Here is a 22,271-nt window from a genome sequence, read left to right as displayed (position 1 = left end):
CTAGGGGGATTTTTATATGTATTTACATATATTTTTTCAAAAGAGCTTCATAAGTTCCATCTTTTTTCAATTCATCTAAAGCTGTGTTGATTTTATTTAAAAGCTCACTATTTTTTTTAGAGATAGCAATAGCATATTCTTCAGGTTCTCCAGATGTTTCTGCTAATTTTAAACCTTTGTTATTTTTCACATAGTTTAAAGCAGTTTCAGAATCTAAAACAACAGCATCGATTTTATTGTTTTGCAGTTCCATGATAGCAGCGTAAGAAGCATTATATTTTTTTGACTTAACATCCTTCATCTCACTAACTACAACATCCCCAGTAAATCCTAGCATAACTCCAACAAGTTTTCCTTTTAAATCATCGAATGTTTTAATATCACTATTATTATCATTTAAAATTATAACTTGGTTAGCTGTGTAATATGGATTTGAAAAATTAACAGCCATTTTTCTCTCATCACTAGCTGTCATTCCAGCTATAACAATATCTATTTTATTAGTTTCAAGAGCTGGAATTAGCCCATCAAAAGCCATATCTTTAATAACTATTTCCATACCTAATTTTTCCCCAATAGCTTTAACTAAATCTATATCAAATCCAACTACCTCCCCTTTATCAAGGTATTCGAAAGGTGGAAATTCAGCATTAGTACCAACATAAAGTTTTCCTTTTGCAAAAGTTAAAGTACTCATAATTAACATTAAAAATAAAACCAAATTTTTAAAAATCTTTTTCATAATATCCTCCTCAATGTTTTTAAAATATTTTATATTAATGATTTAAAACCTTTTCAATGAAATCTTTTGCTCTAGAGTGGTTAGACCCGTCAAAAAGTTCGTCAGGTGTTGTATCTTCTAAAATAGATCCTTGATCCATAAATAAAACTCTATCTGCAACTTTTCTAGCAAATCCCATTTCATGTGTAACTACAACCATAGTCATTCCCTCTTTAGCAAGATCTCTCATAACATCTAAAACTTCACGTATCATTTCAGGGTCTAGAGCAGATGTAGGTTCATCAAAGAGTATAACTTCAGGGTCCATACAAAGAGCTCTAGCAATAGCTATTCTTTGTTTTTGACCTCCAGATAGTTGATCTGGATACGCTAAAGCTTTATCTTTTAAACCAACTTTTTTTAATAAAATAAGAGCTTTTTCTTCAACATCCTCCTTTTTCATACTTTTAACTTTCATAGGAGCTAAAGTAAGATTTTCAAGAACTGTTTTATGGGGAAAAAGGTTGAAGTGTTGAAAAACCATTCCAACTTTAGCTCTCATATGATTTATATCTGTTTTAGGACTCATAATATCTTCTCCACTGATATAGATATGCCCAAGAGTAGGTTCTTCTAAACGATTTATACATCTTAAAAATGTGGATTTTCCACTTCCAGAAGGTCCAATTACTGCAACAACTTCTCCTTTCATTATATGAGTAGAAACCCCTTTTAAAACTTCAAGTTCCCCATAATTTTTAAATAAATTATCAACTTTTATCATTTATTACTCAACCCCTTTTCAACGCCTCTCATGATTTTTGTAAAGATTCCAACTAAAACTAGGTATATTAAACCAACTAAAAGTAGTGGCTCAACTCCTCTATAAGTTTGAGATGTAATTATGTTTGCAGATCTTAAAAGGTCTACTCCACCGATAAATCCAACTATAGATGTCTCTTTTAAAAGAGTAATAAATTCACTAACTAATGCTGGAAGTATTTTTCTAATAGCTTGTGGAATTATAACCTCTTTCATAGCCATTGGATAACTCATTCCAAGAGCTCTAGAAGCTTCCATTTGTCCTTTATCTAACCCTTCAATACCAGCTCTGATAATCTCAGCAACATAAGCACTAGAGTTTATTCCAAAGGCAATACCAGCAACTAAAAATATAGGCATGTCACGGAATCCAGCAAAAATAATATTAGCTAGAACTAGAAGTTGAACAACTGCTGGAGTCCCTCTAATAAGATCAATATAGCAAATAGCTATCCATTTGAATCTAGGTGAAAGTCTTAAAAGTGCGATAAAAATACCAAAAATAACACCAAAGATAGCTGAAAAAGCTGTAACACCAACTGAAAAAGCTAAACCTTGAAGAACGTATTGATATCTGTAACCATCAATAAAAATTGTTTTTAGTGTACTTAAGTAATCTCCCATAAAAATCTCCTTTATATTAGTATTTGGTATAAAAAAAGAAGGTCTAAGAGTATAGACTTATACTCTTAGACCTTCCAAAATTAAAAGGGTAAATAATTTTGCGAAAGTAATCCATAGTTATAAAAATAAAAATGGATGGCCAGCATCAAAAATTACTAAGAATATAATAGAATATAGAGTTTTTATTATTTTGTACCCTATTCCTATCATTTCTAAATAACATGACCTGACCTCCTTTAAAAAATTCTTAAACTACTAAAGTTTGATTGATTATAAACTATGAAAATAAAATTGTCAAATACTTTTTTATAAAAATTTTTTTCCTAAAAGTGCTTATGAGAAAACACTCACAAGTACCCTTAGGAAAAAAGCTGAGCAGGGGGGAGTGCTCAGCTTTTCTTAGACACTTTTACTACTAAATAAAAGGGTCTTTAGTGGGGGGATTTTTATTGGGAAATTAGTAGATGAATCTATTGGAATGATTAGGGGGTCATTCCAACGATATATGTCAGTCGCTATATTATTACTAAATTGCCCTAGAAATTCCTTCAAATTAATTTTAAAAATTTTTGATTTATTTGGATTTCTATTTGTAAGAACTCCTATAAAGTCTCTCTCATTGGGGAAGAATCTAATGTAAGTAAACACGTCAGGATGTGGTGAAAAAAATTTAATTTCACCTTTTTTTAACACTTTAGAACTAGATCTTAAAAAAGAAATTTTTTTATACCAACTTAAAAGATCTTGGTCCTCTTTTCCCCAAGGATATGTTCTTCGGTTATCTGGATCTTTGCCTCCCTCTACTCCTACTTCATCTCCATAATAGATAACAGGAACTCCAGGAAGAGTAAATTGAATTAAACTCAAAGATTTTAGAATTCTAGTTGTAGCAGGCTCTAAATATTGAGGTTCAAGATTATAATCTTTTACGATATCTTTAACAGAGGTTTTTATTCTCTTTACATCATGACTTCCTAAAAGATTAAAGGATGCAAAATAATTTTCTTTAGGATAGTTTTCTTTTAAAGAGTTCATATATTTACAAAGAGTTTCACTATCGATAGAACCATTGTAGAAGTTTAAAAGATATGTTCTAAGAGGGTAGTTCATAGCCGAATCTAATTGCTTACCATTAAAATACTCTCTTCTTTGACCATAGCTTATCTTATTGCTAGCATCTTCCCAAACTTCTCCAATAATAACTGATTCAGAGTCAATATTTTTACATTTATATTTTAAGCTCTCAATAAAGAAGCTTGGAAGTTCATCAGCTACATCAAGTCTCCAACCTTTAATACCAGTTTTCATCCAATGATTAATAACACTATTTTCCCCTTCAACAATATATTTAAAAAAGCTAGGTTCTAGTTCATTTACACAAGGTAAATCTTTAATTCCCCACCAACAATCGTAGTCATAGGGATAGTTTTGGAATCTATACCATGGATAAAATGGTGAGGATGTAGATGTAGATGCTTCTTTAAAATATATACTGTCTTTTCCTGTATGATTAAAAACACCATCTAAAATTGTATATATTCCTCTTTTTTTACACTCTTTAACCATATCTTTAAAATCTTTATATGTTCCTAAAACAGGATCAATATTATGATAGTTATTAGTATCATAACGATGGTTACTAGTCGCTTCAAAAATAGGATTTAAATATAGGGTTCCAACATTTAAACCTTTAAGATAGTTGATTTTTTCAGTAATCCCTTTTAAGTTACCTCCAAAAAAATCCCAACGAGCTATTTCATTTTTATTATTTTTTATATACATTGGAATATCAGACCATCTTCCATATAAAAAACTATTAGCTTTAGGTTCATTAACCTTACCATCTTTATTTCCATTTTTAAATCTATCTGGAAAGATTTGATAGGCAATACTCTCTTTAAACCAGTTAGGAGTAGGATTATTTTTGTAGTATAGGGTAATTTGATAGTCAATTGGAAAATTTTCATAGATATCTCCTCTCCCACCAAGAGCTAGAGAGTTATTTCCATAGTAAAAAATAGTATTTTCATTTCCAATGGATATTTTAAAGTGATAAAAAATAGTTTTAGCTAAAGATGGAGTTGTAAAATTAAGAGACCAGACAATATAGTCATGGTCTCCAATTTTTTTTTCAGCTTCAGGAAGCATTTTAAACTCCAATATTTTTCCATTTTTAATTATTAAGTTAATACCTAAACAGTTAATATTTTTTTGAGTTAATATATTAAATTTTATATTTTCTCCACAAGGAGTAGCTCCAAAAGGTGTTTTAAATTGTTCATTTTGAGAATCAAATAAAATAGAATCTTTAGGCAACGAGTAAGAAAGACTATTCACCTCTTTTCACCTCCTTAATATGCCAAATATCTTCAGCATATTTTCGAATACTATTATCAGAAGAGAATTTTCCAGAGTGTGCAATATTAACTAAACACATTTGTAACCAGCCTCTTCTATTTTCGTATAGAGTATTAATTTTATTTTGAGCTTCAACATAAGCAGAGAAATCCTTTAAGACAAAATAAGGGTCTCCTTCTCCATATATATGATTTAGGATATCTTTAAACTCCTCCTTATTTTCAGAAAAAGTTCCATCACTAAGTTGAGTAAGAATCTTTTGTAAATCAGGGTTAGAATTTAAAATATCTCTAAAGTTATATGTTCTATTCTTTTCTAAATCCATAACTTCTTGAGAAGTAAGTCCAAAGATAACGATATTATTATCTCCAACTTCGTCATAAATCTCAACGTTAGCTCCATCAAGAGTAGCAAGAGTAACAGCTCCGTTCATCATAAACTTCATATTTCCAGTTCCAGAGGCCTCTTTAGAAGCTGTTGAAATCTGCTCACTTACATCTCCTGCTGGAATTATAAGCTCAGCTATAGAAACACCGTAATTTTCAAGAAATACGACCTTAATTTTATTTCTAATATCAGGATCATTATTTATAACATTAGCTACAGAGTTTATAAGCTTTATAATATTTTTAGCTAAATAATAAGATGGTGCAGCTTTAGCACCAAAAAAGAATGTTCGTGGAACTATATCAAGCTCTGGATTTTGTTTTAGCTGATTGTATAGATAAATTATATTAAATACATTAAGCAGTTGTCTTTTGTATCCATGAAGCCTTTTAACTTGTACATCAAAAATTGAAAATGGATTTATATCTATGTTATATTTATTTTTAACAAAGGCAACAACTTTCTCTTTGTTTTTAAATTTGATTTTATCTAGTGTCTGTAAAACATTATCATCATTTATATATTTTAAAAAGTTAATAAATTTATTTGTATCATTTAAACACTCAGGACCACTTTTCTCTATAACTAATTTGTAAAGTTCAGGATTTGCATTTTTTAACCATCTTCTATGGGTAATACCATTAGTTTTATTGTTAAATCTTTCAGGATAAAGAAGATAGAAGTCATGGAGCTCTCTGTTTTTTAGAATTTCAGTGTGAATTTTAGCAACTCCATTAATTGAATGAGAACCTATTATAGCTAGATTAGCCATTCTAACCTCACCATTATAGATTATTCTCATTGAATCAATTTTACTATAATCCTCTTCATATTTTTTACTAACCTCTTCACAGAATCTTCTATCAATCTCTTCGATAATCATAAGAATTCGAGGAACAGTTTTTTTAAACATATCATAAGGCCATTTTTCCATAGCTTCAGCTAATATAGTATGATTAGTATAAGCTAAAGTTTTAACTGTTATATCCCAAGCGCTATCCCAGTCTAGTCCCTCTTCATCTAAAAGTAACCTCATAAGTTCACCAACAGCTATAGCAGGGTGAGTATCATTAATATGAACTCCTACAAAATCAGAGAATTTATGGATAGATTCTTTGAGCTTTTTATATCTTTTTAAAATAGTTTGAAGTCCAGCACTAACAAAAAAATACTCCTGCTTTAGACGTAAAAGCTTTCCTCGCATACTAGAATCATCAGGATATAAAATCTGTGAAATAGCTTCAACAGCAAACTTTTTATCAATAAATTTTTGATAATCACCTTTTTGAAGACCATTTAAATCAATCTCTTCTTCAGGGAGTTCAGCACTAAAAAGTCTAAGGGTATTAACAGTTTCCATATTAGAACCTAAGATAGGGATATCATAAGGAACAGCGTCAATCTCTTCACAACCAGAGTATACGGGCTCAATTCCATTTGGAGTATTAACTAAATTTACAACTCCACCAAATCTAACAGTTACAGTTTTTTCAGGTTTTTTAATCTCCCATAGAAAATCCTCTTTTAACCAGTTATTTAAAAGTTCTTTTTGATATCCATTTATAATTTTTTGATTAAAAAGGCCATGTTTAAATCTTATACCACATCCATGACCAGGAAAACCAAGGGATGCAAGTGAATCCATAAAACATGCTGCAAGTCTTCCAAGACCACCATTTCCAAGAGCAGGATCAGGTTCTAATTCTAAAAGAGTATCTAAATCAATTCCTAAATCTCTAAGCCCATCTTTAACAACATCTCGAATATTAAGATTTAAAAGATATGAGTTTAATAATCTCCCAAGTAGAAATTCCATAGAGAAATAATATATCTGTTTACATTTTTTCTTAGTGTAGTAGTTGTTAGTTTCTGCCCAAGATTCAGATATATAATCTCTTATAAGTTTTCCAAGAGCTAAATATTTATGCTCTAGGGAAGCTTCTGTAGTAGTTTGTGCAAAAGTTAGAGTAAGTCTTTTAACATAATCTTCTTTAAATTGATTTTTAGTTAGATTCATAAAAGACCTCCATATAACGATTTATATTTTTTAGCTGACTCTTTCCAATCAGAGTTATATTTCATACAAGATCTCATAAGAGCGGTCCAAGCTTTTTTATCTTCATAGAAAACTTTAGCAGCATATTCAAGTTTGAAAAGCATATCATGAGCATTATAGTTTTGGAAAACAAAACCAGTTCCTCCCAAGGTATCGGGATTAAAGTTAGAAACAGTATCTTTTAAACCTCCAGTCTCTCTAACTAAAGGAATAGTACCGTATCTCATAGCAATAAGTTGACCTATACCACATGGTTCGAATAGAGATGGCATTAAAAACAGATCACATGCTCCATATATTTTTCTAGCTAATTCATCACTAAATGTTATGTTAGCTGAGAGTTTCCCAGGATTAATATATGAATAATAGTTAAACAGATCTTGGTACTGCACATCTCCAGTTCCTAAAACAACAAATTGAAGGTTAATATTCAAGATATCATCCATAACCCATTTTATAAGATCAAGGCCCTTTTGACTAACTAAACGAGAAACTAATCCTACCATTAAAATATTTTCGTCTACAGGAAGTCCCAGTCTTTTTTGTAATTCCACTTTATTTATAGCTTTTTTCTTTAAGTTAGTTAATCCAAAATTAGCGTAAAGTTTATCATCTTTTCTAGGATCGTATAAAGTGTAATCGATTCCATTTACAATTCCATGAACTTTATCTCCAAGTTCAATAATTAATCCATTTAATTTTTCCCCATAGAAAGGATATGTAATCTCTTTAGCATAAGTTTCACTAACAGTTGTAACTAAATCAGAGTATATAAGACCACCTTTCATAAAAGATACACCATCATAAAATTTAAGTTTATCTTCTGAATAATATGATGAATCAAGACATAGAAGTTCTCCCAAAATATCTTTAGAAAATACACCTTGATATTTTAGATTATGTATTGTAAAAACTGTTTTAGTATTTTTTAAAAGTGAATCCTCTTTGTAAAAAGCTTTTAAAAGTACAGGAATCATACCTGTGTGCCAATCATTACAGTGAATGATATCAGGAGAAAAATCAGGTATATGCTTAACAGCTTCTAAAACTCCTCTACAAAAGAAAGAAAAAATCTCTCCATCATCATAATGACCGTAAGGTATATGTCTTTTAAAATAGTATTCATTATCTATGAAATAGAAATCCACACCATCATACTCTAAATGAAATAATCCAGCATATTGATTTCTCCATCCAACAGGTACAGTAAAAGAACCTAAAAAATTCATTTTTTCTACAAATTTTTTAGGAATATTTCCGTTTTTTGGAAGTATAACTTTAGCATTAACACCAACTTTTTTTAATGCCTTTGGAAGAGCGTGAGATACATCCCCAAGACCTCCAACTTTTAAAAATGGATCAGCTTCTGAAGTGGCAAAAAGCAGATTGATATTTTTCATCTTCTTTCCTCCTTGTAAAAGTTAAAATTTATATTTTTTCTGAATAACAAGAGGATATGAAGGGTTTCCTTCTAACTCTGTTTCTTCTAAAACAACATTTTTATCAACAATAATATTCTTTAAGTGTGTACCAGCTTTTATAGTACAATTTTGAAGAATAATACAATTTTCTACTCGAGCACCTTTTTCTACATTGACATATCTTGAAAGCACGCTATTAATAACAGTTCCTTCAATAAAACACTCATTAGAAATAATAGAGTTTTTTACAACCTCTTCACTTAAATAGTGAGTAGGAATTGAATCTTTAACCTTGCTAAAAATAGGTCTATTTTCATTAAAGAAAATCTCTTTTAAAGTTTTAGAGTTTATTAAATCCATATTAGTTCTAAAGTAGTTAGCTAGTGAATTTAAACAAGAAAGGTACTCTTTATGCTCAAATCCCATGATTTTTAGATTGTTTTTACTTCTATAGATAATATCTTTTAAAGAGATTTGATTATGGGGTCTAGACATAACTAAGGCCATTAAAAGAGATCTTTTTATCAAAAATATTTCTAAAGATATATTTTGATTTTTCTTTGGTAAAAAATTAGCACAAGCTCTTGTTAGATGATTTTTTTCATTAAATTCTAAAATATCACAACCAAGAAAATTTTCTGATGGTTCAGGAATATTTTTATATATAACTGTAACATCAGCTTCTGAAAGCTCATGAAATTCAATAGCCTTATCTAAGTCTATATTTGCAACCATGTAAGTTGGAGCGATGACAATCATCTCATCTTTAGATTTTAGAAGATCATCAAAGTTTTCAACTAAAAGTTCAGTGTCACTTTCAACATCACCACTGTGAATTGTAAGACCTCCATTTTTTCTATTTAACCCCCAAGATTTAGCTACATCTAAGTGATTTCTAAGAGAACGACAATTTTTACTAGTAAGAACATGAATATTTCTAATTCCAGAATTTTTCATATATGATAAAGGGAAATCAATAGCTCTATATTTTCCTGCAATAGGAACTGTAGCGATTCCTCTATGGGCTGTTAAAGTTTTTAAAAGATCTCTACTTTCAAAAGATGTGATAACTCCAGTATATTTTGCTAACATTATTCATCCCCCCCACTGATAAATAGAATTTCATCTTTTCTTCCAAAATGCTCATTTTTTTCAACAACAACATTTTCACCTAAAATTATTCTATTAACAAAACTATCCTCTTTTAAAACTGCTCCAGCTAAAATGACACTGTTATGTACTTTAGCTCCCTCTTCAACAAAAACCTCAGAAGAGATAATAGAGTTAATAACTTCACCTTTAATAATACATCCCTCTGAAATAATAGAGTTTTTAATAACTGCAGTTTCTTCAAGAAGGTGACCAGGTTTATTTGTAGCTTGAGAGTAGATTCTCCAATTTTTATCAAAGAGGTCAATGGGATTTGAGCTATCTAATAAATCCATATTAGCAGCCCAAAGACTCTCTATAGTTCCTACATCTTTCCAGTAACCAGCAAAAGGATAAGCCATTAATTTTTGATTTTCTCTTAAAAACTTTGGAATAATATTTTTTCCAAAATCTTTGTCTGAGTACTTATCTTGTTGATCCTCTTTTAGTGCTTTTTTTAGAGCAGACCAATTGAAAATGTATATACCCATACTTGCTAAAGTACTCTTAGGCTCTTTAGGTTTTTCTTCAAACTCATAGATCTCTCCATTTGTATTTGTATTCATAATTCCAAAACGAGAAGCTTCCTCAAGAGGAACATCAATAACAGCTACAGTTGCTGCAGCTCCTGTTTCAATATGAAAATCTAACATTTTATCGTAATCCATTTTATAGATATGGTCTCCAGAAAGAATAAGAACATATTCAGGATTATACATATCAATATAGTTTTCATTTTGAAATATAGCATCGGCAGTCCCCTTATACCAACGATTTTCACTTTCTGTAGAGTATGGAGGTAAAATACTAACTCCAGCTCCTTCAACATCTAAATCCCATGGACTTCCAACTCCAATATGTTTATTTAACAGAAATGGCTTGTATTGAACTAAAACTCCAACAGTGTCAATTCCAGAGTTAACACAGTTGCTTAATGGGAAGTCTATAATTCTGTACTTACCTCCAAAAGGAACAGCAGGTTTTGCAACATCTTTTGTGAGTTTTTTAAGTCTACTTCCTTGACCGCCAGCTAAAATCATAGCTATCATTTTCTTTTTCATAGTTAAATTCCCCCTTTTTTTAATATTGGCTTTAAAAACAGTGTACAAAGTGGAGCTATATTTATTGAAATAGAGAAAGGTTGATCATCTAGCTCTCTATTCATAGGTTTGATAATTTCACTATTAACTTGGTTACTACCGCCAAAAATATCTTTATCACTATTAAAAACTTCCATATACTCAAACATTCTTGGAACACCAATAGAGTGATTTATATACTCATTTTTAGTAAAGTTACAAACAACTAAAATAAAATCCTCTAAATTATCTCCTTTTCTTATAAATGTTATAAGTTTTTGAGTGTGATTTTTATGATTAACCCACTGGAATCCATCAGAAGTTGAATCTTTTCCCCAAAGAGCTGGTTCTGATTTATAAAATTCATTAAGTTTGCTAATATAAGTTTTTAAAGAGTCATGTTGTGGATATTTTAAAAGTTTCCATTCTAACTCTTCATAATATCTCCATTCGATAAATTGACCAAATTCCCCTCCCATAAAAATAAGTTTTTTTCCAGGATGTCCAAACATGAATCCATAAAACATTCTAAGGGAATCAAATTTTTGAATATAATCTCCACTCATTTTATCAAGAAGTGATTTTTTTCCATGTACCACTTCATCGTGAGATAAGGCTAGTATAAAGTTTTCGCTAAAAGCATACATAATAGAGAATGTTAAAAGATTATGATTTTTATCTCTTTCACAAGGGGTATAGGACATGTATTTCAACATATCATTCATCCATCCCATATTCCATTTGTAGTTAAATCCAAGGCCTCCTTTATATGTAGGAGCTGTTACTAAAGGCCAAGATGTGGCTTCTTCAGCAATCATAAGTGGGTTTTTGTAAAGTTTAAAAATTGTTTCGTTGAGTGTTCTTAGAAAATCGATAGCTTCTAACTTAGCATCTCCACCAAGTGAGTTTTTAAGACCTGTTTTTTCACGTCCATACTCAAGGTATAAAAGGTTTGAGACTGCATCAGCACGAATTCCATCAATATGAAAATGTTCAAATAAAAATGTTGCACTTGATAATAAAAAGTTTTTGACAAAGGGTTTAGTAAAATCAAAGTTAGCAGTTCCCCAAGTTGGGTTTTCCCCTAAAATTTCGTTTTCGTATTCAAAAAGAGGTGTTCCATCAAATCTATATAGACCATGGGCATCTTTACAAAAATGTCCAGGGACCCAGTCTAAAATGACTCCAATTCCAGCTTTATGGCATTCATTAACAAGATATTTAAAATCTTCAGGTGAGCCATAACGACTTGTGATAGAGAAATATCCAACTCCTTGATATCCCCAAGATGTATCTAAAGGATGTTCAGTGAGAGGAAGGATTTCAATATGAGTAAAACCTGTTTCTAAAATATATGGAACAAGCTTTTTAGCAATTTCTCGGTAGTTGAGAAACTCTCTTCCATCTTCAGGGCCATCTCCACGGTTATAGTTTCTTTTCCAAGAACCTAAATGTAGTTCATAAATACTGATAGGTTTACTGTAAAGATTTTCTGAAGCTCTTTTTTCTAACCATTTTTTATCTTCCCACGGAAAAGATTTAAAAGGGTTATAAACAATAGAAGCAGTATTAGGTCGAACTTCAGAATAAAAGGCAAAGGGATCACTTTTCATAAATATTTTTTGATTTTTATCAGCAATCATATATTTATAAATTGTTCCCTCTTTTAAATTAGGAATAAAAAGAGTCCAAATTCCAGTTTGAATATCTTTATTCATATAGTTTCTTTTTCCATCCCAGTCATTGAAATCCCCAACGACTGAAACTTTCATAGCATTAGGTGCCCAAAGAGTAAATAGAACTCCATCAACACCATCATTTTTTTTCAGATGAGAACCGAAAGTTTTATAAAGAGTATAATTCATAGAAATCCCCCCTTTTTCCCAAAATTTTAATTATTATAATATATTATTTTGAAAAAAGATACATCTTTCCTTTATAAAAATAAAAAATAATTTCCAAATTAAAAAAAGAAAGTGAAGGAATATTTTGTATTAAATTTATTTAGTATAAAATAAAAAGAAAATATCTATACCAAAGGTATGATATTGTGTTATATTTTAATTGAAAAAATAAGGAGAGGGGAAAAGATGAAAATATTAAAGTATTTATTAGTGGCATGTATGATGACTATGTCTATTTTTGCTCAGGAAACAAAGAGAATAGCTCTGACTTTTGATGATGGTCCAAAAGCTAAAATAACAGAGGAAATTTTAGAAGTTTTAAATGAAAACAATGCAAAGGCAACATTTTTTATTTTAGGAACAAATGGAAAAAGATATCCAAAAATTTTAGAAAAAATATATGATGGTGGACATCAAATTGCAAACCACTCATATAATCATCCAAATTTAAAAAAATTACCAATGAATGATGTAAAAAAAGAACTTGAAAGTACAAATAAAATTATTACAAGTGTAACAAATAAAAAAGTTGTATACTTTAGACCTCCATATGGTGCTTTAGGAAAAACTCAAAAAGAGGAGTTAAAAAAGAGTTTAGGTATGGAGTCAGTTATGTGGAACATCTGTCCTAAAGATTGGGAAAAACCATCTGACGCAGATTATATAGCTAAATTTTTAGTAGAAAATGCAAAGGATAATGGGATAGTATTACTACATGACTATGGGAAAACTGCTCAGGCTCTAAAAGTAGCTATTCCTCAATTAAAAGCTAAAGGTTTTGAGTTTGTAACAGTTGAAGAGCTAAATAAGAAATAAAAAAAATTAATAAAAAAGCTTTACTTTTTAATAAAAAACATGTATAATAATTCTAGATTAATAATATGAGTTTTAAAATTTTTAGAAGAGAAACCTATAGGTAACTTGAGTTTGTTTAACCTCTGATTTAAAGATTAAGATTTGTAGAGTTATAAAAAATAATTTTATGGAGGTATCAAATGAAAGGTACTGTTAAATGGTTTAACGAAGAAAAAGGATTTGGATTTATCACTGGTGAGGACGGGAAAGATGTATTCGCACACTTCTCTCAAATCAAGAAAGATGGATTCAAGAAGTTAGTAGAAGGAGAAGAAGTAACTTTTGACGTAGTTCAAGGTGAAAGAGGACCTCAAGCATCTAACATCGTAACTGTAAAGTAATGATATTTTAAAGCCTTAGAAGATTTTCTAAGGCTTTTTTTTATGTAAAAATATAAAATATTTACTTTTTTTTATAAAAAAGGTATAATTTAAAGGTTGAAAAACAAAAATAAATTAAAGGAGAGAAAAGATGGATAGTTACCCCAAACGGACTAAAAATAAAAACAATTTAATATATAGTTTGTAGGGGAAAGGTCTAGAAATTTTTCTTCAGTTTTCCTCTGCAAAATTCAAGGAGGAAAAATGTTTGAAACAAAAGTAAAAGAGCTTCTATTAAAAAAAGATTTAAAAGGTCTAAAGGAGGTTCTAAACTTAGAAACTCCTGTAAATATAGCTGAATTTATTGAAGCTAATAGTGAAAATGAAAAAGATATAATTATTCTTTTTAGACTTTTACACAAAGAGTTAGCAGCGGAAGTTTTTGCAAATTTAGATGCCGATGAGCAGATAAAAATTGTAGGTTCAATAAATGATGATAAGCTTCAATCTCTATTAGAGGAGCTATATTTTGATGATATGATTGACTTTTTAGAAGAGATGCCTTCAAATGTTGTGAAAAGAGTGCTTGAGAACTACAAGCATGAAAATAGATCTCTAATAAATCAATTTTTATCTTATGAAGAGGATTCAGCAGGAAGTTTAATGACAATAGAGTATCTTTCTCTAAGAAGTAACCAAACTGTAAAAGAGAGTCTTGAGCATGTAAGAAAATATGCAGAGGAACTTGAAACTATAGATGTTGCTTATGTTATAGACAAGAATAAAAAGCTTGAGGGAGAGATAACATTAAAGAAACTTTTAGCATCTTCTGATGATGAGGTTATAGAAAATATTATGGATAAGAATATACTTTCTGTAAAAACATCAACAAACCAAGAGGAAGCTGTAAAGTTATTTAAAAAGTATGATTTAACAGTTTTACCAGTAATTGATAAAGAGAATATTTTAGTGGGAATTATTACTATAGATGATATGGTAGATGTTATTGAAGAGGAAAATACAGAGGACTTCCAGAAGATGGCTGCCATGGCACCAAGTAAGGAGGAGTATTTAGAAACTTCAGTTTTACACTTAGCTAAAAATCGTTTAACATGGCTTTTAGTACTAATGGTTTCAGCTACTTTTACAGGATCAATTATTAGTAAATATGAAGAGATAATAGAACAGATGGTAGTTTTAGCTGCAGCAATTCCAATGCTTATGGATACAGGAGGAAATGCTGGTTCTCAATCGTCAACTCTTATAATAAGAGGAATGGCTTTGGGAGAGATTAAAATGAGTGATTATTTAAAAGTTGTATGGAAAGAGTTAAGAGTAAGTTTAATCGTAGGATTGGGATTAGGAGCTGTAAACTTTTTACGTATGAATTATATATTAAAGCAAGATTTTAAAATGTCAATGCTAGTATCGTTTACTTTAGGTATAACAGTAGTAATAGCAAAATTAGTTGGAGGATTACTTCCAATTGGAGCTAAAAAATTAAAGTTAGACCCAGCTATAATGGCAGGGCCATTAGTTACAACTATTGTTGATGCACTAGCCTTAGTAATTTACTTTTACTTAGCAATGTTTTTATATAGTGATGTATTGAGATAGAGAGTCAGATCGAAAGATCTGACTTTTATTTTTCTAAATATTTTTATAAAAAACTGTTATATAACAGTTTTTCCTTTGAAACCTTGCTTTAAGAGTTAAAAGAGGTATAATTGTGTTAAAAATAGGTTTCGTAGGGAGGAGTTATTATGGATAAAAATATGAAAAATGGTTTTGGAACAATAGCGATTCATGGTGGAAGTGAGAAAAATCCTTTTGGAACTTTAGCTACACCAATCTATCAGACATCAACATTTATATTTGATTCAGCTGAGCAAGGGGGAAAAAGATTTGCTTTAGAGGAAGAGGGATATATTTATTCAAGATTGGGGAACCCTACAGTAACAGTTGTAGAGAAAAAATTAGCTCTTTTAGAAGAGGGAGAAGCAGCATTAGCTACAGCTTCAGGAATGGGAGCAATAGCTTCAGTTATGTGGACAGTTTTAAAAGCTGGAGACCACGTTTTAGCAGATAAAACACTTTATGGATGTACATTTGCACTGCTTAGTCATGGATTAACAAAATTTGGAATAGATGTAGAATTTATAGATACTTCAGATTTAGAAGCTGTAAAGAGATCTTTAAAAGCTAATACAAAAGTTGTTTATTTAGAAACACCAGCAAATCCAAATCTGAAAATTGTTGATATAGAAGCAGTTTCAAAAATAGCTCATACACACAATGATGATATATTAGTTGTAGTGGACAATACATTTGCAACACCGTATTGTCAAAAACCTTTAACACTGGGAGCAGATGTTGTTGTTCACTCAGCTACAAAATATTTAAATGGACATGGAGATGTAATAGCAGGTTTTGTTGTAGGTAAAATGGATTTAGTAACTCAAGTTAGACTTGTTGGAGTAAAAGATATGACTGGAGCAGTTTTAAGTCCAATGGACGCTTACTACATAATTAGAGGAATGAAAACTTTAGAGATTAGAATGGAAAGACACTGTTCTAATGCTAGAAAAGTAGCGGAGTTTTTAAATACTCATCCTAAAGTTGAAACAGTGTTTTATCCAGGATTAAAAACACATCCAGGACATGAGGTTGCATGTAAACAGATGAAAGACTTTGGAGGAATTTTTGCCTTTGAACTAAAAGGTGGAATGGATGCAGGAAAAACTTTATTAAATAATCTAAAACTTTGTTCTCTAGCAGTTTCTTTAGGAGATACAGAAACACTTATTCAACACCCAGCTTCAATGACTCACTCACCATATACAAGAGAGGAGAGATTAACTGCAGGAATCACTGATGGATTAGTTAGAATCTCTGTAGGACTTGAGGATGTAGAGGATATAATTACAGACTTAAGAAATGGTTTAGAGTTAGTTTAAAAGCAGTATAAAAATAAAAAATAATATATTGACAAAATAACGAAAATGCATCATAATGCATTATAAAATTTTAATATTAGTTCACCTTTATAAACTGAGCCTAAGGCCGATGGCAAAGACGTTATAACCCTGTGAACATAAATATTGTGACGCTGCCATAACAATATTCGAGAATTTTGTTATTTGTTATCTTTGAGAGCGTACTTTGTGCGCTCTTTTTTTGACTAAAAAATAGGGAGGCGATAGTGGTAATCAATACTTTTAAATTCGGATTTTATTCTTTTATGGGAATCTGGCTGTTTCTAGTTCCAATTGTAATTGGAGGAGAATCAGCAATGCTTTTAGGACACATAAAAAGTTATATAGTTAATGGATATGTGGGAGTAGTTAAGTCCTTTATGATAGGATTTGCTGTGGTCACCATATTTGGAACTATTTTTGGAATAAAAAAGAAAACTTTTAATGATAGAGTTTTGGACGAATTTTTTATAAGTAGTAAATTTGTATCAATAGTTAGAATAATTGGAGCACTGTCTTTAATTTTAATAGCATATAATTTTTTACCCAATGTAATAGGTGATGTAGTAGCAGATGAAGGAACTGGTTTAATGATGATAAATGAACTACTTCCAACTATTTTAGTAACTTTTTTACTTGAAGTTATGCTAATTCCACTTCTTACATCTTTTGGATTAGTTGAGTTTATTGGAACTTTAATCGCTCCATATATGAGAAAGTTATTTAGAGTGCCTGGGTATGCAGCAATAGATGCTTTAGCATCTTTTGTAGGAGATGGAACTATTGGAATTGTAGTTACAGATCAACAATATGAAAAAGGGTATTATACTCAAAAAGAAGCGGCGATAATAGCTACATCTTTCTCTTTAGTTGGGATATCATTTGCTATAATGATGGCAGATTTATTAAGGTTATCACATATATTTGGATATTTTTATGGCTCTATTGTAGTTTGTACAATTTTAACAGGAGTTGTGATTTCAAGACTTCCTTTAAAAAAGTTTAAAGATGATTACTATAAAGAGGGTGAAGCTCCAAATGAAAGAGATACGAGTATGAGTTACGCTTTAAGATTGGCTTCAGATGTAGCTGGAAGAACAAAGGCTACAAAGGTTTTAAAGGATTCATTTTTAAAGGTTTTAACAATATACGTAACGTTTACTCCTGTTATAATGTTAATAGGAACAATAGGGTTAGTTCTTGCAGAGAAAACAACAGTTTTTCAAGTAATAACAGCACCTATGGTACCATTTTTAGAATTTATAGGTTTTGAAAGAGAGATAGCTCAGTATATGGCTCCATCTATGATAATAGGAATTACAGATATGTGGTTACCAGCTGTATTTATTAAAGATTGTCCAAGTGAATTGGCTAGATTTGTAATTGGAGGACTAACTTTTTCTCAATTGATATATTTTAGTGAGACTGGAATTATTCTTATGAATTCAAAAATAGGGTTTAATTTTTTTGATGTAATGAAAATATTTTTCTTAAGAAGTATAGTGGCTTTTCCAATGATATATGGAGTTGGATTGTTCATGTTAAAAATCGGATTATTAGCAAATTAAGGGAGGAAACTCTCTTTTTTTATTGAATAGGAAAAATGAGAAAAAAATTCTTATTGTAAGAAAATTTTTTTTGACTTTTTGAAGAGCGTGGGGTATATACCTATATTGGAAAAAGGAGGGGGATTAATTTGAAAGGAGACTTAGAGATCTTAGAAGAGTACAGAAAAGTAGCAAGATTTATGTCTAAATGTTATGGAGAAAATGTAGAGGTAGTTCTTCATGATTTAACAGATATAAGTAGTTCTAGTATCGAGATATTCAACAACCATGTGAGTGGAAGAGAGATAGGTTCTCCTATGAGTGAATTTGGATTAAAAATTTTGAAAGAGAGACTCTATGATGATAGAGAGTTTATAACAAACTCAAAAGGTGTTGTGGGAGGAAAAATTCTTAGATCCTCAACATTTTTTATAAAAAATATAGATGGGAATATTATTGGAATGATATGTGTAAATGTAGATGTGAGTAGTTATTTAAACATAGCCTATCAAATGGAGAGTATGGCAAATTTTGGTCTAAATTTAAAAGATGAAAAAGAGTTAGTAACAGAAGTGGATTTTCCAAACTCTATAAAAGAGATGATAAACAAGGCTTTACTAGAGATTTTAAAAGGTAGAGTATCTTGGAAAGAGATAGAGGGGGAGGAGAAACTTAATGTTATAAAAAAACTTCACCAAAAGGGGATATTTGATTTAAGAGGTGGAGTTTTAGAGGTCTCAGAAGCTTTAAATGTTTCTGAATCAACAATATATCGTTATTTAAGCAAAATTTAAAAAAGGATGGTAGATCATGAGTAAAATGGTAGAAATCAGATGGCATGGTAGAGGTGGACAAGGTGCAAAAACAGCTTCTCTTCTATTAGCAGATGTAGCATTTAGTAGTGGGATGTATGTTCAAGGTTTTCCTGAGTATGGACCAGAGAGAATGGGAGCACCAATAACAGCTTATAATCGTATAGGAAATGAACCAATTAGAGTTCATTCAAATATTTATGAACCAAACTTTGTAGTTGTAGTAGATGAAACTTTAATAAAAGCAATTGAAGTGGAAAAAGGTCTTAAAGAGGGCGGAGCTATAATTGTAAATAGTGAGAGAAGTCCTGAGGAGTTAAGAGCTGAATTAAGAGGTTATACAGGAAGACTTTATACATGCAATGCTAGAAAGATATCTGAAGAGTGTTTAGGAAAATATTTCCCAAATACACCGATGCTTGGAGCAGTTGTAAAAGTTAGTGAACTTATACCAGAAGCTGAATTTATAAAAAATATGGAAGAGTCATTTAAACATAAATTTAGTACTAAACCTCAAGTTTTAGAGGGGAATATGTGTGCGTTAAAGCGTTCAATGGATGAGGTGGAAGGATAATGAAAAATAAAAACGGTAGAATAATAGATGAAACTATAACTTGGCAAGAGATAACTCCTGGTGGAGTAGTATATGAAGCTGGAAGTGCTGAAAACTTTAAAACTGGTGACTGGAGAACAATGAAAGTTGATTTTATTGATGAGAATTGTAAGCAATGTTTACTATGTATCCCAGTATGCCCAGATTCAGCTATTCCAGTTAAAGATGGAAAAAGACTAGATTTTGATCAGGATCACTGCAAAGGGTGTGGAGTTTGTTTTGCAGTATGCCCATTTAAAGCGATAGAGTTTACAAAGGCTTAGGAGGAGAGAGGAAAATGAGTATAAGAGAGAGAATGTCAGGAAACGAAGCTGTAGCCACAGCCATGAGACAGATAAATCCAGATGTAATGCCAGCATTTCCAATTACACCATCAACTGAGGTACCGCAATACTTCTCTAAGTATGTAGCAGATGGAAATGTAAATACAGAGTTTATTCCAGTGGAATCAGAGCATAGTGCAATGTCAGCAGCTATAGGAGCTCAAGCAGCAGGAGCTAGAACAATGACAGCTACTTCGTCATGCGGACTTGCTTTAATGTGGGAGATGTTATATGTAGCTTCTTCAATGAGATTACCTATAACTATGGCACTTATAAACAGAGCTTTAACTGGACCAATTAATATAAATGCAGACCACAGTGATTCAATGGGGGCTAGAGACACTGGTTGGATTCAAATATATAGTGAAACAAATCAAGAGGCGTATGACAACTATATTCAAGCAGTAAAAATAGCCGAAGATCCAAGAGTTATGCTTCCTGCAATGGTTTGCCAAGATGGGTTTATAACATCTCACGCTGTTGAAAATATAGAGCTTTTAGAAGATGATAAAGTAAAAGCTTTTGTGGGAGAGTATAATCCAGAGGATTATCTATTAAACTCAGCTATACCAATAGCTCATGGACCATACGATACAGCTAACTTCTATATGGAGCATAAAGTTCAGCAAGCTCATGCTATGATGAACGCAAGACATGTTATAAAAGAGGTTGCAAAAGATTATGAAAAATTAACAGGAAGAAAGTACTCATTCTTTGAAGAGTATAAGATGCAAGATGCAGATGTAGCTATAGTACTTATAAACTCAACTGCTGGAACAGCTAAAGAAGCTGTTGATGAGTTAAGAGCAGAGGGGAAAAAAGTTGGACTTATTAAAATTAGAGTATTTAGACCATTCCCATTTGATGAATTAAAATATAGCTTAACAGGAATAAAAGTTGTTGGTGTAATGGATAAATGTGAGGGATTCTCTGGAGCTGGAGGACCACTTTTTGCTGAGGTTAGATCAGCACTTTATGATTCACACGATAGACCAGAGATGTTTAACTATGTGTATGGATTAGGTGGAAGAGATGTAACTGTAGATAGTATAAAAGGAGTATTTAACGAACTTCTTTATGAAGCACACGCAAAACAACTTATAGAGGATCAAGTGGAAATAGCTTACAACCCAGAATTGCTTTTAGCACATACATCAGATTTTGAAGTTGGTAGAGTTTACAGACACTTAGGAGTAAGGGGGTAGTAAGATGGCATATAATTTTAAAGAGGAAATGAATAAACCAGAGAGATTAACTGGAGGACATAGACTTTGTGCAGGATGTGGAGCAGGAGTTGCTGTAAGAGGAGTTTTAAGAGCTTTAAAGGTAGAGGACAAGGCGGTAATTGCAAATGCCACAGGGTGTTTAGAGGTATCAACGTTTATGTATCCATATACAGCTTGGAAGGACTCATTTATCCATAGTGCATTTGAAAATGCAGGAGCGACTTTAAGTGGAGTAGAGGGAGCTTACAACGCTTTAAAAAGACGTGGAAAAATAGATGATACATATAAATTCATAGCTTTTGGAGGGGATGGAGGAACTTATGATATAGGATTCCAATCACTATCTGGTGCAATGGAAAGAGGGCACGATATGGTTTATGTATGCTATGACAATGGAGCATATATGAATACAGGAATACAGAGATCATCAGCTACACCAAGATATGCTGATACAACAACTTCACCTATTGGTAAGGATAGCAATGGAAAGGTTCAAAGTAGAAAGGATTTAACAGCTATTATTGCTGATCATAATATTCCGTATGTTGCTCAAACAACATTTTTAGGAAATATGAAAGATCTACATGAAAAATCAGAAAAAGCTATCTATACAGAGGGAGCAGCATTTTTAAATGTGTTAGCTCCATGTCCAAGAGGATGGAGATATTCTACAGAAAAACTTATGGAGATGTGTAAGTTAGCTGTTGAAACTTGCTACTGGCCACTATTTGAAGTTATAAATGGAGAGTGGAAATTATCTTATAAACCTAAAAATAAACTTCCTATTACAGAGTTTATAAAAGATCAAGGAAGATTTGCTCATCTATTTAAACCTGGAAATGAGCATTTAATAGAAGAGATGCAAAATGAAGTAGATAGAAGATGGGAAGCTCTTTTAAAAAGATGTGGAGAGGTGATTTAAATCCTAAAGAAATGTTCGTAGAAGTTGAATAATTGTGCGTGAAAACGCTCTTAATGTTCTAAAGGACTTTAAAAAAATCTAAAAACATGTATAATTTAAGACGTAAGGAAACTTACCCTTGAAACATTTAACGTTGTGTTAAAGTTTGAAGTGCCCC

The 22,271-nt window shown here is 31.1% G+C and carries 19 protein-coding genes; 10 read left to right on the top strand and 9 right to left on the bottom strand.

All coding sequences use genetic code 11. The features are described from left to right. Positions 1–22: 22 nt before the first annotated feature. From H5J23_RS02045 to glgB, 9 genes are all read right to left on the bottom strand, one after another. A complete protein-coding gene (locus tag H5J23_RS02045) occupies positions 23–742 on the bottom strand; it encodes a basic amino acid ABC transporter substrate-binding protein (RefSeq protein ID WP_023052100.1) in 720 nt (239 codons plus the stop codon). A gap of 34 nt (positions 743–776) precedes the next feature. Further along, on the bottom strand, positions 777–1,505 hold the full coding sequence (locus H5J23_RS02040) for an amino acid ABC transporter ATP-binding protein (protein ID WP_185890798.1): 729 nt from the start codon (positions 1,503–1,505) through the stop codon (positions 777–779). Then, positions 1,502–2,167: an amino acid ABC transporter permease gene (locus tag H5J23_RS02035; protein WP_023052098.1), complete on the bottom strand. Its 666-nt coding sequence runs from the start codon at positions 2,165–2,167 to the stop codon at positions 1,502–1,504. The genes H5J23_RS02040 and H5J23_RS02035 overlap by 4 nt, the downstream gene beginning before the upstream one ends. Positions 2,168–2,566: 399 nt before the next feature. Further along, a complete protein-coding gene (locus H5J23_RS02030) occupies positions 2,567–4,504 on the bottom strand; it encodes a glycoside hydrolase family 13 protein (protein WP_185890797.1) in 1,938 nt (645 codons plus the stop codon). Further along, entirely contained in the window at positions 4,497–6,929 is a 2,433-nt protein-coding gene (locus tag H5J23_RS02025) for a glycogen/starch/alpha-glucan phosphorylase (protein WP_185890795.1), read from the bottom strand. The genes H5J23_RS02030 and H5J23_RS02025 overlap by 8 nt, the downstream gene beginning before the upstream one ends. After that, positions 6,926–8,368 carry a glycogen synthase GlgA gene (gene glgA, locus H5J23_RS02020; protein ID WP_221892777.1) on the bottom strand — a complete coding sequence of 481 codons (1,443 nt, stop codon included), beginning with the start codon at positions 8,366–8,368 and terminating at the stop codon, positions 6,926–6,928. The genes H5J23_RS02025 and glgA overlap by 4 nt, the downstream gene beginning before the upstream one ends. A 21-nt stretch (positions 8,369–8,389) precedes the next feature. Then, positions 8,390–9,481 (bottom strand): glucose-1-phosphate adenylyltransferase subunit GlgD, encoded by a 1,092-nt coding sequence (glgD, locus tag H5J23_RS02015; RefSeq protein WP_185890793.1) that lies wholly within the window; start codon positions 9,479–9,481, stop codon positions 8,390–8,392. Further along, on the bottom strand, positions 9,481–10,599 hold the full coding sequence (locus H5J23_RS02010) for a glucose-1-phosphate adenylyltransferase (RefSeq protein ID WP_185890791.1): 1,119 nt from the start codon (positions 10,597–10,599) through the stop codon (positions 9,481–9,483). Before H5J23_RS02010 ends, glgD begins: the two co-directional genes overlap by 1 nt. 2 nt (positions 10,600–10,601) lie before the next feature. Further along, positions 10,602–12,482, bottom strand: coding sequence for a 1,4-alpha-glucan branching protein GlgB (gene glgB, locus H5J23_RS02005; RefSeq protein ID WP_185890790.1), 1,881 nt, complete (start codon positions 12,480–12,482; stop codon positions 10,602–10,604). 225 nt (positions 12,483–12,707) lie between these two features. On the opposite strand from glgB, the gene H5J23_RS02000 reads away from it, so the two are divergent. From H5J23_RS02000 to H5J23_RS01955, 10 genes are all read left to right on the top strand, one after another. Next, the gene (locus H5J23_RS02000; RefSeq protein WP_185890788.1) at positions 12,708–13,337 is read left to right on the top strand and encodes a polysaccharide deacetylase family protein; all 630 of its coding nucleotides are present in this window, start codon (positions 12,708–12,710) and stop codon (positions 13,335–13,337) included. A 179-nt stretch (positions 13,338–13,516) separates the two neighbouring features. Then, complete coding sequence (locus H5J23_RS01995) at positions 13,517–13,717, top strand: cold-shock protein (RefSeq protein ID WP_023052090.1); 201 nt, start codon at positions 13,517–13,519, stop codon at positions 13,715–13,717. A 243-nt stretch (positions 13,718–13,960) separates the two neighbouring features. Beyond that, complete coding sequence (gene mgtE, locus H5J23_RS01990) at positions 13,961–15,313, top strand: magnesium transporter (RefSeq protein WP_185890786.1); 1,353 nt, start codon at positions 13,961–13,963, stop codon at positions 15,311–15,313. A 146-nt stretch (positions 15,314–15,459) separates the two neighbouring features. Continuing rightward, complete coding sequence (megL, locus tag H5J23_RS01985) at positions 15,460–16,653, top strand: methionine gamma-lyase (protein WP_255494336.1); 1,194 nt, start codon at positions 15,460–15,462, stop codon at positions 16,651–16,653. 245 nt (positions 16,654–16,898) lie between these two features. Then, positions 16,899–18,239 (top strand): YjiH family protein, encoded by a 1,341-nt coding sequence (locus H5J23_RS01980; protein ID WP_185890784.1) that lies wholly within the window; start codon positions 16,899–16,901, stop codon positions 18,237–18,239. 128 nt (positions 18,240–18,367) lie between these two features. After that, the gene (locus H5J23_RS01975; RefSeq protein ID WP_023052086.1) at positions 18,368–19,012 is read left to right on the top strand and encodes a transcriptional regulator; all 645 of its coding nucleotides are present in this window, start codon (positions 18,368–18,370) and stop codon (positions 19,010–19,012) included. Positions 19,013–19,028: 16 nt separating this feature from the next. Further along, positions 19,029–19,604 carry a 2-oxoacid:acceptor oxidoreductase family protein gene (locus tag H5J23_RS01970; RefSeq protein ID WP_023052085.1) on the top strand — a complete coding sequence of 192 codons (576 nt, stop codon included), beginning with the start codon at positions 19,029–19,031 and terminating at the stop codon, positions 19,602–19,604. Further along, entirely contained in the window at positions 19,604–19,906 is a 303-nt protein-coding gene (locus H5J23_RS01965; RefSeq protein WP_023052084.1) for a 4Fe-4S dicluster domain-containing protein, read from the top strand. The genes H5J23_RS01970 and H5J23_RS01965 overlap by 1 nt, the downstream gene beginning before the upstream one ends. A gap of 14 nt (positions 19,907–19,920) precedes the next feature. Beyond that, positions 19,921–21,171, top strand: coding sequence for a pyruvate ferredoxin oxidoreductase (porA, locus tag H5J23_RS01960; protein ID WP_185890782.1), 1,251 nt, complete (start codon positions 19,921–19,923; stop codon positions 21,169–21,171). 4 nt (positions 21,172–21,175) lie between these two features. Beyond that, positions 21,176–22,114: a thiamine pyrophosphate-dependent enzyme gene (locus tag H5J23_RS01955; protein ID WP_185890780.1), complete on the top strand. Its 939-nt coding sequence runs from the start codon at positions 21,176–21,178 to the stop codon at positions 22,112–22,114. Positions 22,115–22,271 lie beyond the last annotated feature (157 nt).

Origin of the sequence: Cetobacterium sp. 2G large, from assembly GCF_014250655.1 — a bacterium.
Taxonomy (GTDB): domain Bacteria; phylum Fusobacteriota; class Fusobacteriia; order Fusobacteriales; family Fusobacteriaceae; genus Cetobacterium_A; species Cetobacterium_A somerae.
The sequence above is the reverse complement of the archived record's forward strand: the minus strand, read 5'-3'. Positions and strand labels throughout refer to the sequence as shown.